We start from the raw sequence: 13,085 nt of genomic DNA on the forward strand, positions 1-13,085 counted from the left end.
ACGGCGGCCCCCCTGGATCTGTTACTCGATCCTGTGAAGAAGTTGTGATGATCCAGTAAAGGAAGCGGAAAGTGCATCGCCGCCGGCGCCAACACGGTTGGCCCAGCCACCCGTTCGCGTGCTTACATCTGCGCACCGCAGCGGATCTTCGAACGGCGGTCGATATCGACCGAGCCGCTGCGGGAAGTGGACGGACCGTTTTGCCGCGGCCTGCCCCGCATCATTTGAGAAAAACCAGACGAATGAAGGGTGCGCACATCATGCGTAACGACATCGAGACCCGTGAGATCGCCGACGCCGAGCTGGACGCCGTTTCCGGCGGTGTCAGCATCTCCGGCGGTCTCCTCGGCGCCGTGACCGGCGACGTCCACACCGTGCTGGGCACCGTGACCTCCCTGCAGACGGTCCAGGCCGTCCGTCCCACGGTCGGTCAGGTCGAGGGCATCGTCGGCGTCCACGCCGGTGTCGCCGGCCTCTGAGCCGAAGCGGTTGTCCATGCGCCCCGGAACGCCCCCCGTTCCGGGGCGCATGGCTGCCCGCGGTGATGTCCCAAAAGTCTCCGCGCACAATTCAGTACCCGTGTCACGAATGCAGTCGAAGGAATAGTTCGTGCAGTTCCGCCAGAAGGCGCTTTCCAAGCTGCAATCGCCCGAAGAGCTCGATCTGCCCCTGCGCTTCGCGCGCCCGCAAGGCCGGCTCGTCCTGGCCGTAACGGTCGTCGTCATGGCCGTTGCGGCATTTTGGGCATTTACCGGATCCGTGTCATCAAAACTGAGCGCACCCGGCATCCTCACCCATGCCGAGGGCAGTTACCTGCTCCAGAGCCCGTTCGCCGGACAGGTCACCGCGGTCCTCGCGAAGGAGGGCCAGCTGCTGTCCCCGGGCGCACCCCTGGTCCAGGTCAGCACGGACCGGGGCGACCGGGCCGTGCGTGTGGTGGCCGGCGGGCGGCTGACGACGCTGGTCGCCAAGATCGGCTCGGTCGTGACGACCGGCGCGGACGTGGCCACCGTGGAGCGGGTGAAGAACCCCGACGACCCGCTGGTGGCCGTGCTCTACGTGCCCGGCGGGAGCGGCGGGACGATTCCCGTGGGCGCCACCGTCGACCTGAGCGTCCAGTCCGTCCCCCAGCAGCGCTTCGGCGTGCTGCGCGGCCGCGTCGCGGCGGTCGGCCGCGCGCCCCAGACGCAGGCGCAGATCAGCGGCTTCCTCGGGGACGGCCGGCTCGCCGCGCAGTTCGCGCGGCAGGGCAACCCCGTCGCGGTGCTCGTGCGGCTGGAGCGCTCCTCCGCGACCCGGTCCGGCTACCGGTGGTCCTCCGCGGACGGACCCCCGTACGCCGTCGACTCCACGACGCCGGTCACCGGCGCCGTCCACCTCGCCGCGCAGCACCCCGTCGACTGGCTGCTGCCGTGACCGCGCGCCGACGCCGTCCCGAGCCCCGTGGCGGTGCGCGACGCCGCGCACCCGCCCCCGGCGTCCGCCCGCAGAAGGCCGTCCGCACCCCCACCGTCCTGCAGATGGAGGCCGTCGAGTGCGGCGCCGCCGCGCTCGCCATGGTCCTCGGCCACTACGGCCGCTTCGTCCCCCTGGAGGAGCTGCGCATCGCCTGCGGCGTCTCCCGCGACGGCTCCCGCGCCAGCAACCTCCTCAAGGCCGCCCGCGGGTACGGCCTGCAGGCCAAGGGCATGCAGATGGATCTGGCCGCGCTCGCCGGAGTGCGGCCCCCGGCCGTCCTCTTCTGGGAGTTCAACCACTACGTCGTCCACGACGGCATGGGCCGCCGCTTCGGCCGCAAGGGCGTCCACGTCAACGACCCCGCCAAGGGCCGGAGGTTCGTCCCCATGGACGAGTTCGACAGCAGCTTCACCGGCGTCGTCCTCACCTTCGAGCCCGGCGAGGGCTTCCGCCGCACCGGCCGCAGGCCCGGCGTCATGGACGCCCTGCCGGCCCGCCTGCGCGGCACCTCCGGCACCCTGCTCGCCGCCGTACTCTCCAGCCTCCTGCTCGTCCTCGTCGGCGCCGCCGTGCCCGCGCTGAGCCGCACGTACATCGACATGTTCCTCATCGGCGAACAGACGTCCCTGCTGGGCGTGCTCTTCGCATCGATGGCGGCGACCCTCGTCCTGACGGCGGCCCTGACCGCGCTGCAGCAGGCCAACCTGCTGCGCGGGCGCATCATCTCCTCCACCCTGGGCAGCGCCCGCTTCCTGCGCCACCTGCTCCGGCTCCCGGTCACCTTCTTCTCCCAGCGCAACCCCGCCGACCTCGTCCAGCGCCTGCAGTCCAACGACGCCGTCGCCGAGACCCTCGCCAGGGACCTCGCCGCCGCCGGCGTGGATGCGGTGGTCGTGGTCCTCTACGCGGTGCTGCTGTGGACCTACGACCCCCAGCTCACCGTCGTCGGCATCGGCATCGCCCTGCTCAACGTCGTGGCCCTGCGCATCGTCGTCCACGTACGGGCCACCGGCACCCAGAAGCTGCGGGCCGAGAGCGCCCGGCTCACCAACACGTCCTACAGCGGCCTGACGCTCATCGAGACGATGAAGGCCACCGGCGGCGAGAACGGCTTCTTCCGGCGCTGGGCCGGCCAGCACGCCGTCACCCTCGACGTGCAGCAGCGGCTCGGCGTGCCCAGCGCGTGGCTGGCGGTCGTCGCGCCCACGCTGGCCGCCCTCAACAGCGCGCTGATCCTGATGATCGGCGGCCTGCGGGCGGTCGAGGGACACCTCTCGGTCGGCCTGCTCGTCGCCTTCCAGGCCCTGGTGACCGGCTTCACCGCACCCATCACCCGCCTCAACGGCGTGGCCGGACGGATCCAGGACTTCGCCGCCGACGTCGCCCGCCTGAAGGACGTCGAGAACTTCCCCGTCGACCCGCTCTCCGCGCGGCGCGAGCCCGCCGCCGGCACCCGTCGCCTCAAGGGCCACGTGGAGCTGGAGAACATCACCTTCGGCTACAGCCCGCTGGACGCCCCGCTGCTCAAGGACTTCTCGCTCTCGGTCGGCCCCGGCCGGCAGGTCGCGCTCGTCGGCGGCTCCGGCAGCGGCAAGTCCACCGTCTCCCGCCTCATATCCGGCCTCCACGCCCCCTGGGAGGGCACCATCCGCATCGACGGCATGCGGCTGGAGGACATCCCGCGCAGCGCCCTGGCCGCCTCCGTCGCCTTCGTCGACCAGGACGTCTTCCTCTTCGAGGGCACCGTCCGCGACAACGTCGCCCTGTGGGACCCCTCCGTGCCCGACGAGGCCGTCGTCGCCGCCCTGGAGGACGCCGCCGTGTACGACGTGGTCGCCCGCCGCCCCGGCGGCATCCACAGCCGCGTCGAGCAGGACGGCCGCAACTTCTCCGGCGGCCAGCGCCAGCGCCTGGAGATCGCCCGGGCCCTGGTGCGCCGCCCCAGCGTCCTCGTCCTGGACGAGGTGACCAGCGCCCTGGACGCCGCCACCGAGCAGATCGTCATCGACAACCTGCGGCGCCGCGGCTGCGCCTGCGTGGTCATCGCCCACCGGCTGAGCACCGTGCGCGACAGCGACGAGATCGTCGTCCTCGACCGGGGCACGGTCGTCGAACGCGGCCGGCACGAGCACCTGCTCGCCGCGCGGGGCGCCTACGCCGAACTGGTCAAGGAGCACTGAGGTGACGACCCCCCACCAGACGTACGTCGCCGCGGATCCGGTCGTGGCGGCCCTCGGCCACCTCGGCACGGCGGTCGACTGCACGGGCCTGCGCAGCCTGTCCCTGGAGGACCCGCTCGTGCTGTGGCTCGTCGTGGACGGCGAGCTGGACCTCTTCGCCGTCGACGCCGCGCAGGCGGGGCACTGGCACTTCCTGGGCCGCCTGGCGGCGGGCACCCTGCTGCTGGGCCCGGCCGAGGGGCCCGAACACACCCTGCTCGGACGGCCGCTGCACGGCTGCCTGCTGCGCCGCATCGAGCTGCGCGAGCTGTTCCGCCCCGAGCACGGCGGCCCGGCGGCCCCCGCGCACGGCGGCTGGGGGAGCGGCTGGGCCCAGGGGTGGTACGGCGCCGCCGACGGTGCGCTGAGCCCCCTGGAGAACGCCTTCGCGCTCGGCATCGGCCGCGGCCTGCACGTGCTCTACCAGGCCCCGTTGGAGAGCCCCGGCGGTCCCGGCCGGGCCGGGGCCGACGACGACGTCCTGTGGATGCAGATCACCCCGGGCAGCGTCCAGTACGGCGCCGCCTACGAGGGCTACGGCGCGGACGCGTCCGCCGTGCTCCTCGTCGACGGGACGATGTGGCAGGGCATGATCGACCAGCAGTACCGGCTGCTGTACGCCCTGGACCACTGGATCGAGCAGCTGGAGCGTGCCCACGAGGACCGCACGGCGGCCGGCATCGCGGCCGGCGAGGCCGCCCGCACCCAGGCGGACCGGACGCTGCTGGCCTCCATCGACCGCCCCGGCCGTCAGTCCCCCCGCGGTGCGGGCGACGACGCGACGTTCGCCGCGTGCCGGCTGGTCGCCGCCGCGGCCGGCATCGCCCTCGTGGACCCCGGCGAGGCCACCGCCACCGCCGGCCGGACCGACCCCGTCGAACGCATCGCGACCGCCTCGCGGATCCGTACCCGCACCGTCCGGCTCGTCGGCCGCTGGTGGCGGGAGAACGGCGGGCCCCTGGTGGGCCTGCGCGAGGAGGACGGGACACCGGTCGCCCTGCTGTGGCGGCGCGGCCGCTACGAGGCCGTCGACCCGGCCACCGGGGAGCGTGAACGCATCGGCAAGGCCAACGAGGCCGCCTTCGCACCGCGGGCCGTCATGTTCTACCGCCCCCTGCCCGACCGGAAGCAGAGCCTGCCGGCGCTGCTGCGCTTCAGCGTGCGCGGCACCGGCGAGGACCTGCGCGGCATGCTCCTGGGCGGACTGGTCGCCCTCGGCCTGGGCGCCCTCGTGCCCGTCGCCACCGGCCGGGTCCTCGGCCGGTACGTCCCCCAGGCCGAGAACGACCTCATCGTGCAGACCGCCCTGGCGCTCATCGCCACCGGCGTCGTCTCGGCCGCCTTCATGCTGCTGCAGAACCTCTCCCTCCTGCGGATGGAGGGCCGCATCGAGGCCACCCTGCAGCCGGCCGTGTGGGACCGGCTGCTGCGGCTGCCGGTGTCGTTCTTCACCGGCCGCTCCACCGGCGAACTGGCGAGCGCGGCCATGGGCATCAGCTCCATCCGCCGCGTGCTGTCCGGCATCGGCCCGGTGGTCCTCCAGGCGGGCACCGTCGGCACGATGAACCTCGTGCTGCTGCTCGTCTACAGCGTGCCGCTGGCGCTGGCGGCGGTCGCCATGCTGCTCGTCGTGGCCGCGGTCTTCCTGGGCCTGGGGCTGTGGCAGCTGCGCTACCAACGGCGGCTGATCACGCTCGGCAACAAGCTCAACAACCAGGCGTTCCAGACCCTGCGCGGGCTGCCCAAGCTGCGCGTCGCGGCCGCCGAGAGCTTCGCCTACGCCGCCTGGGCACGGGAGTTCGCCCGCACCCGTGAGCTGCAGCAGCGCATCGGCCGGATCGCGAACGCCGTCACCGTCCTCAACGCCGTCTACCTGCCGCTGTGCACCCTCGTGATGTTCATGCTGCTGGCCGGCCCGGCCCGGGGCAGTCTGTCCGCCGCCGACTTCCTCACCTTCAGCACGGCCGTGACGATGATGCTGTCGTCGGTCACCCAGCTGACCGGAGCGCTCCTCTCGGCCGCCGCCGTGCAGCCGATGTTCGAACAGATCCAGCCGGTCCTCCGGGCGATCCCCGAGGTGCGCGGCTCCAGCACCCCGCCGGGCGCGCTGAGCGGCGCGGTCGAGGTCAAGAACCTCTCCTACCGGTACACCGACGACGGCCCGCTCGTCCTCGACGACGTGTCGTTCCGGGTGCGGCCGGGCGAGTTCGTCGCGATCGTCGGGCCCAGTGGCTGCGGCAAGTCGACGCTGCTGCGCCTGCTCATCGGATTCGACAGGCCCCTGACCGGCAGCGTGCTGTACGACGGCCAGGACCTGGCCGCGCTCGACCAGGCGGCCGTGCGCCGCCAGTGCGGCGTCGTCCTGCAGAACGCCCAGCCCTTCTCCGGCTCCGTCCTCGACTGCATCTGCGGCGCGGAGAGCTACTCGGCGGAGGAGGCGTGGGAGGCGGCCCGGATGGCGGGCCTGGCCGAGGACATCAAGGCGATGCCCATGGGCCTGCACACCATGCTGTCCGACGGCGGCGGCACCGTCTCCGGCGGTCAGCGCCAGCGACTGATGATCGCCCAGGCCCTCATCCGCAAGCCACGCGTCCTCTTCCTGGACGAGGCCACCAGCGCGCTGGACAACGAGGCCCAGCGCGTGGTCATCGAGTCCACCCGCGCCCTGCGCGCCACCCGCATCGTCATCGCCCACCGGCTGTCCACGGTGATGGACGCGGACCGGGTGGTCGTCATGTCGGAGGGCCGCATCGCCCAGCAGGGCCCGCCGGCCGAGCTGCTGGCGGACACGGACGGCCCCTTCCACGAGCTGGTCCGCCGCCAGCTGGGGTGAACGTCCGTCAGCCAGCGGCTGGTGGCGGTCAGTACGGGTGCCGGTCCGGCTTGTTCGTCCACGCGTCGTAGGCGTGGGCGCCGATCTCCGGATGAAGCTGCTCGATCTTGATTCTTCGCTCGCTCAGGGGCTTCTTGAAGTCCTCGTACTGGTAGGCGTCGTCGAAGCCGATCCGGCGCGTGGCGTCCAGGTCGCAGCTGAAGTAGACCTCGTCGATCCGCGCCCAGTAGATGGCGCTCATGCACATCGGGCACGGAGCGCCGCTGATGTAGATGGAGCAGCCCTGGAGCATCCGGGCCCGCTCGGGGACCGGGTCCGGCGACCCCTCGGGGCGGGGAACGTACTCCAGGGTGCTCTCGTTCTGGTGCTCCTCGGAGATCGAGGGGGCCTCGGGGTTGAGGTGCGCCACGGCCTTGCGGATGGTCTCGACCTCGGCGTGGGCCGTGGGGTCACCGGTCAGGAGGACCCGGTTCTGCCCGCGCGCGATGATGTCGCCGTTCCGGCTGATCACCGCACCGAACGGGCCGCCCCAGCCCTTCTCGACCGACTCGGTGGCGAGTCGTACCGCTTCGGTGATGAGCTCCTTGGGTTCCATCACGCAGTCTCCGATCGACAGCACATCGACAGCACGCGCCTGCCCGATTTGCCCCATAAGTTCTCTGTGTCCTAGGCTACCTGAGGTGAGTTCCCGTGCAAGCCGCGGACCCGGGGCCGGCAGTGCCACCGTCGTGACCTCGCAGAAGGTGCGCGCGGACCGCCTCGGCGACTACCAGAGCTGGCAGGCCCGGACGAACGAGGCGGCCCGCGAGTTCGAGGGGTTCGAAGGCGCCGAGGTGTACCCGCCCCGGACGGGCGACGAGAACGAATGGGTCGCCGTCTTCCGGTTCTCCGGGATCGACCACCTCACCGCCTGGCTGAACTCGCCCCGGCGGCGGGAGCTGCTCGCCGAGGGGCAGGGATTGTTCGAGGCGCCCCCGACGCAGGAGGTGCTCCACGGCGGCGCGCCCCCCGACCAGGCGCCGGAGGCCGTCACGGCCGTCATCTCGCACGACGTGAAGCCCGGGCAGGAACAGGGGTTCCTGCGCTGGCAGGCGAAGGCCCTGAAGGCGCAGGAGAAGGCGCCCGGCTTCATGGGGTCCGAGATGTTCAAGCCGGTCGAGGGCGTCCAGGAGCGCTGGGTCGTCGTCTTCCGCTTCGATTCCCGTGAACACCTCGACGCCTGGCTCGCGTCCGACGCCCGCAACGAGCTGCTGGAGGAGGGGCGCGCCCACTTCGCCTCCTACGATGTGCGCAAGGTCGGCTCGGCGTTCAGCGGCTGGTTCCGCTTCGAGGAGGGCGCGCAGGGGACCGCCCCGCCCAACTGGAAGCAGGCCATGTCCGTGATCCTGGCCCTCTATCCCACCGTGATGGTGCTGAACCTGACGGTGGGATCCGAGCTGGACGAGCTCGGAGTCCCCGGCTATCTGGGCCTGTTCCTCTCCAACGTGCTGAGCGTCAGCATCCTGACGTGGCTGCTCATGCCCCTGGTGAACAGGGCGTTCGCCTTCTGGCTGGTGCCCCGGCGCACCCGCGGCCACCGCGTGCACCTGGCGGGTGCGGCGGCGGTGGTGCTCGGCTATCTGCTGTTCGTCGCGATCTTCGGGCTGATCACTCAGTGAACCCTACGAGCGAGGAGGCCGCGATGCCCGACCGCACGCCCGTGGAGGACCTCGGGGGCGCACTGATCCGGCGCGGTGACCGCGACTACGACGGCGCCAGGGCCGACGCGGTGTGGAACGCGCGCAAGCCGGACCGGTTCCCGGACGCCGTCGTGCGGCCCGCCTCCGAGCAGGACGTCGCCGAGGCCCTGGCCTACGCGCGCTCGCACGGGCTGCGGGTGGCGGTGCGCTCGGGCGGGCACAACTGGTCCGGTTCGGCACTCCGGGACGGGGGACTGCTGATCGACCTGTCGCGGCTCGCCCGGTGCCACGTCGACCCGGCGACGGCGACGGCCACGGTGGGGCCAGCCGCCACCGGTCAGGACCTGGTCGCAGCACTCGCCCCGCACGGACTGGCCTTCCCCGTGGGCCACTGCCCCTCCGTCGCGGTGGGCGGCTTCCTGCTGAGCGGCGGACTCGGCTGGAACTCCCGTGCGTGGGGCCCGGCGTGCGCCGACGTCCAGGAGATCCGGGCCGTCACCGCCGACGGCCGGACGGTGACCTGCTCCGGGACGGAGAACGCCGACCTCTTCCGGGCCGCTCGCGGCGCGGGGCCCGGCTTCTTCGCCGTCGTCACCGGTTTCCGGCTCGGCCTGCATCCCCAGCCGGCCGCGATCATGACGACGAGTGCGACGTTCCCGCTGTCCGAGACCGGGGCAGTGACGCACTGGGCGGTGGGGGCCGCGCGGGAATCACCGCCCTGCGTCGAGACGGCCCTCGTCCTGAGGGCCTCCGGCGAGCCCACCACGACGACTCCGGCGGGGCCGCGGATCGGCGTCGCCGCCACCGCGTTCTGCCCGACACGGGAGGAAGCGCTCGCGGCGCTCGCCCCGGTGCACGCCTGCTCCTTCGCCGCGGACGCCGTCTCCCGGCAACGGCCCGAGCCGACGTCGTTCACCGCCCTCCACGCGGGCGCCGCCGCACTGTGGCCGCCCGAACACCGCTACGCGGCCGACACATTGTGGTCGACCGAGCCCTACCCCGCCCTGCTGACCCGCACGGCCGACGCGCTCGCCCACGCCCCCTCCGGCAAGTCCCTCGTCCTCGCCCCGGTGCAGCCGGTGTCGGGGGAACCGTCCCTGCTGCGGAACATGGTCTTCTCCCCGCTCGGCGAGTCTTACCTGGTCTGCTACGCGGTCTGGGACGACCCGTCCGCGGACGAGACCAACACCCGATGGCTGCACGAGACCATGACCACGGCGGACCCGTCGAACGCCGGCAGCCACTACATAGCCGAAACCGACCAGGAGGCCACCCCGACCCGCGCCCGGCGCTCGTACACCCCCGCCGACTGGGACCACCTGCAGGAGGCCAAGGCGCGATGGGACCCGGAGAACGTCTTTTACTCGTACCTCACGCCGTGAAGAGACGCGGCTTCAGGCGGGTGCCGGGCTCGCTCAGAGCCAGTCCCGCCGCTCCGGCATGTTGTCGAAGTTCATGCCGCAGATCGTTCCCGCCAACGTGGGTGCAAACAAAAGGCGGCCCACGACGAGATCTTCTTGAGGTCGTCGCACGCGTGGCTCTGATCTGCGGAGATCGACTGGAGAAGCGCTCCGACCTGAGGCGATCCGTCTTTTCGGCCCTTTCGCCGTGCTGCCTGTTTGCATGGCCGGCCCTCCCCAGCCGCTCCCGGACCAGGCTCCGTTCTCCCCAGATATGGGCCCGGTTGCCCCGACATCTAGCGCCGGCTGGTCCCAGAGGTGTTGCAGCACTGCGGCGTTACCGACCCGGCAGGGGATTTACCCCGCTTGCACGACCCTGGTTACCCAGAACTGGTTCGGCCGTGCCGTGATGGCCCCGTGAACGGCCTGGCCTACGGCGGCGTGTTGCAGACGGGTTGTGTCGTACGGGATTCCAGGAGCCCCGAGGACCCGGAGATCGTATTGATTGACATCTATGGGCTACGCGAACTCGCCTATGTCCGCCTAACGGGCCCCGTAACACACAGTGCTCGACGGGCGGTGCCTACAAGGCTTGGAAGGAGGACGCCGATCTTCGGCGTCGCTCGGCTCCAAGGTCATTCACGTCAGGCGTGCATCAGGGGCAGCACCCCAAGACGTTCGTCGATCGCCTCGCTGACCATGTCGGGAACGGGGCAATCCCGTTTGACCTGAGGCCAGGCGGTGGCCAGGGCCGCAACGGTCTCCCGTACCGTCGAGACGATCTGTTCCGCGGGAAGCCTGAGTGACTGCGACATGGCGCGAAAACTGTCGAGTGTGATGAGTTCGGAATTTGCGGTCCCACCCAGAGGGAAGGCCAGTTTCTGGTCAGCCTTCGGGTATGCGGCGATGCAGACCAGGTCGTATGCCGGTGAGAGCCGGGCCTGCCTGCCGCCTGGGTATCGCAGCGTCCAGTTCTTCAGGTGCGCGTCCGCGTTTCCCATGGCAATCATGGCGACGAGCCGCCGCACGTACTCGACGACGTCCTCGGTCGGGCAGACCGCACTGACGACACGGCCGAGGCCCTCGTAATTCGCCCGGTCGTACTTGCAGTCGGTGGCTACCTCGCGCACCTGCGCGAAGTCTTCCTGATGGACTCGGCCCTCACCGGTCCGGTCGAAGCGGCGAACTGCGAGCACGGGCTCCGAGGGATCGGCCAGACCATCGGGCAGATTGTTGACCTCTGAGCCGGGTACGAGGGAGGCCTCAGGCACATCAATGCCTGATAGGGCCGCCCAGTGCAGCATGGCGTATTCATTGGCAGGGACGGCCGGGAAGCGCTCGTCAGGGAGTTTCACGATCCAGTCTCCGCCACTCCCGGTAGTGGGGAGCACCAGGGCCTTGCCCTCGAAACGCATCGAGAACTTGGGCTGCACGCCGGCCAGCGAGAAGCGCAGCGCATGGTCATGGCTACACATCTCGGGCTGATCGTGGTCGGGGAGGTCGTCTAGCGGAGTGTCCGGCACTACGCGTACCGCTCCGGGCAGATCCTCGCCGAGATGGTTCAGCAGTACGAAGTCGTGAATTCGCTGCTTCCCCAGCTCGGTGGCCACCAGCCGACGGAGCCCACTTCCCTGTTCTGGAAGCAGGTTCGCGAACCATTCCGGCACGCTGCCACTCGCAGTCCGGCGCTTGCGTGGATCGCGTTCGAAGCCTTGCCCGAAGACCGGATGAACGGCTGTCAGATCGGTGTACTCGAACCACGTGTTGCCCTTGTGGTAACCCAGCACGCCGATGCGACGGTCTCCCAGGAAGACCGTTGCGGTCACATCACGCTGCATCGGTGGTGTCTCCCCACAGGTTTTCGTCGAACAGGGTCTCGGCCTCGGGCCCGTCGGCAAATCCGAACAAGGCCATGCGTTGCACATGATCGGAAATGATCCTGGAGGTGATCGCTGCGCGGCGTGCCAGGAACCCGTCGGCATCCTCCAAGTCGAGCAGTTCTACACACCGTTCGTCCATACAATGTGACCGAAGGGCTGATTCGTCCCAAGCCTCGGAGAAGAACCCCAACCCCGTCTTGTTAGCCGGGTGCAGCAGCTTGCCTGCCATGGTCCGGTCACCGGATACGAGGGACTGCAGTGGGGAGCCCCCGCTATTGAGCATGTCCATCAACAGGCGGGACTCGTCGAGCCGAGTGCCCACAGGGTAGTGGTTGCCGTCGGAGTCCACGGCCTGCGCCAGGAGGACAGGATGAGCTGACAGGAGACCAAGTACATTGATCTTCGCTTGGGCCCGGTTCAGGGCTGTCTGGGTCAGATCCGGCTTCCAGAGCTCACCACCGACCGGCAGTAGTTTCAGTATCCGCGTGGCACTGGCGACAGGGTCGTCATGGACAGCGCTGGCGTTGCGTCGCAAGGCCACGGTGTTCCCCTGCGGGGCGGCGCCGACTACGGCGCCCCTCCAGACCCATCGACGCAAGAGCTCTCCGCCTCGCCCGGCCGGGCGCCCGAATAGGGCGGCATAGCGGGTGAGTACGGGCACGTAGAGGGCGTAGGGGAGCAGGCGCAGGTGCGGAACCCCGGCCTCGTTGCGGAGCCAGTCGACCACAAGGCGCAGAGCCTTCTCGGTCCAGCCGAAGGCCTGCTGCCGGTCCTCGTCGTCCTTGAACTCCTGCCGGAAGTCACGGTCCACCTGCCCTCCACGCACTGCCATGACACTTTGCATGAGTATCTGGGGGCTGAAGTCTCCGAAGTCGAGTGCTGTGACGCGATCACGCAGCGCGTCGAGGTCGGATGGCTGCACATCGAGCGGAGTGGAATGCAGCGCCTGGAAGATCTCGGCTCTCTTCAGGGTCTTGCCGAAGGTGTTCATCCGGTCGAAGATCTCGCGCAGCGCCCGCTCGTCGTCACCTTCGATCTCGTACATGGGGATCTCGTACGTGCGGATGGCAGTGGCCACTGAATCGCAGAGGTCGTACTCCTCACTGGTTAGCCACGGCCGTTCACGCTGCCAAGCGATCAGCCGCCGGTTGTCGCCGGCGACCCAGACCGGAAGCCAGTGATCACGCGGGGTCTGGGAGTGAGGCGCCGACAGGAACCGTTTGTGGGCGTCGCTCTCCCTCAGGTCGTAGAAGATCCGGAACCGGCGGTCCACCGTATGCTCGGAGGCCGTGAGCGCTCCGATGAGCGTGGTCAGCCGCTGCTGTCCATCGACCACCCACAATGCATCGGATCGCTCTGGGGCGTCGAACCGGAGCTCCCCCAAGGTGATCTCGGCTGCGGGGGCGGGCTTGCGCCACATCAGCAGGTTGCCGATGGGGTAGCCACGCAGGATGCTGTCGAAGAGCCGCTCGGAATCGGAAGCCTCCCAGCGGTACGAACGCTGGAAGCGCGGGATTCGGATGCGTCCGCTCTGGGCCCATTCGACCAGCTCCAGTGGAGCTACACGACCGACCTTCGGCTTGGTTACGCCTGACATGATCCACCTCCGGTAGTCG

General features: G+C 70.1%; 9 protein-coding genes. 6 read left to right on the top strand and 3 right to left on the bottom strand.

Translation table 11 applies throughout. The annotated features are described in order from the left end of the window. Nucleotides 1–260: 260 nt before the first annotated feature. The 4 genes from LE181_RS00570 to LE181_RS00585 all read left to right on the top strand — a co-directional run bounded on the left by LE181_RS00570 (nucleotide 261) and on the right by LE181_RS00585 (nucleotide 6,510). On the top strand, nucleotides 261–479 hold the full coding sequence (locus LE181_RS00570) for a hypothetical protein (RefSeq protein ID WP_190112513.1): 219 nt from the start codon (nucleotides 261–263) through the stop codon (nucleotides 477–479). A 130-nt stretch (nucleotides 480–609) separates the two neighbouring features. Continuing rightward, nucleotides 610–1,416: an HlyD family efflux transporter periplasmic adaptor subunit gene (locus LE181_RS00575; RefSeq protein ID WP_225658863.1), complete on the top strand. Its 807-nt coding sequence runs from the start codon at nucleotides 610–612 to the stop codon at nucleotides 1,414–1,416. Continuing rightward, nucleotides 1,413–3,638 carry an NHLP family bacteriocin export ABC transporter peptidase/permease/ATPase subunit gene (locus LE181_RS00580; RefSeq protein WP_225658864.1) on the top strand — a complete coding sequence of 742 codons (2,226 nt, stop codon included), beginning with the start codon at nucleotides 1,413–1,415 and terminating at the stop codon, nucleotides 3,636–3,638. Before LE181_RS00575 ends, LE181_RS00580 begins: the two co-directional genes overlap by 4 nt. A gap of 1 nt (nucleotide 3,639) precedes the next feature. Continuing rightward, nucleotides 3,640–6,510: an NHLP bacteriocin export ABC transporter permease/ATPase subunit gene (locus LE181_RS00585; RefSeq protein ID WP_225658865.1), complete on the top strand. Its 2,871-nt coding sequence runs from the start codon at nucleotides 3,640–3,642 to the stop codon at nucleotides 6,508–6,510. Between the two features lie 28 nt (nucleotides 6,511–6,538). Here the strand turns inward: LE181_RS00585 and LE181_RS00590 are convergent, their stop codons facing one another. Next, entirely contained in the window at nucleotides 6,539–7,105 is a 567-nt protein-coding gene (locus tag LE181_RS00590) for a nucleoside deaminase (protein ID WP_225658970.1), read from the bottom strand. A gap of 85 nt (nucleotides 7,106–7,190) precedes the next feature. Between LE181_RS00590 and LE181_RS00595 the strand changes: the two genes are divergently transcribed. Together LE181_RS00595 and LE181_RS00600 are read left to right on the top strand one after the other, a co-directional pair. Then, entirely contained in the window at nucleotides 7,191–8,168 is a 978-nt protein-coding gene (locus tag LE181_RS00595) for an antibiotic biosynthesis monooxygenase (protein ID WP_225658866.1), read from the top strand. 23 nt (nucleotides 8,169–8,191) lie between these two features. Further along, nucleotides 8,192–9,571, top strand: a complete 1,380-nt coding sequence (locus LE181_RS00600; protein WP_225658867.1) for an FAD-binding oxidoreductase — start codon at nucleotides 8,192–8,194, stop codon at nucleotides 9,569–9,571. A 662-nt stretch (nucleotides 9,572–10,233) separates the two neighbouring features. On the opposite strand, the gene LE181_RS00610 is transcribed toward LE181_RS00600, so the two are convergent. Both LE181_RS00610 and LE181_RS00615 read right to left on the bottom strand, forming a co-directional pair. After that, a complete protein-coding gene (locus tag LE181_RS00610) occupies nucleotides 10,234–11,427 on the bottom strand; it encodes a type II toxin-antitoxin system HipA family toxin (protein ID WP_225658868.1) in 1,194 nt (397 codons plus the stop codon). Continuing rightward, nucleotides 11,417–13,066, bottom strand: coding sequence for a DUF262 domain-containing protein (locus tag LE181_RS00615; protein WP_225658869.1), 1,650 nt, complete (start codon nucleotides 13,064–13,066; stop codon nucleotides 11,417–11,419). The genes LE181_RS00610 and LE181_RS00615 overlap by 11 nt, the downstream gene beginning before the upstream one ends. Between the last annotated feature and the right edge of the window lie 19 nt (nucleotides 13,067–13,085).

The organism is Streptomyces sichuanensis (assembly GCF_020328095.1).
In the GTDB taxonomy this organism is placed as follows: Bacteria; Actinomycetota; Actinomycetes; order Streptomycetales; family Streptomycetaceae; genus Streptomyces; species Streptomyces cinnamoneus.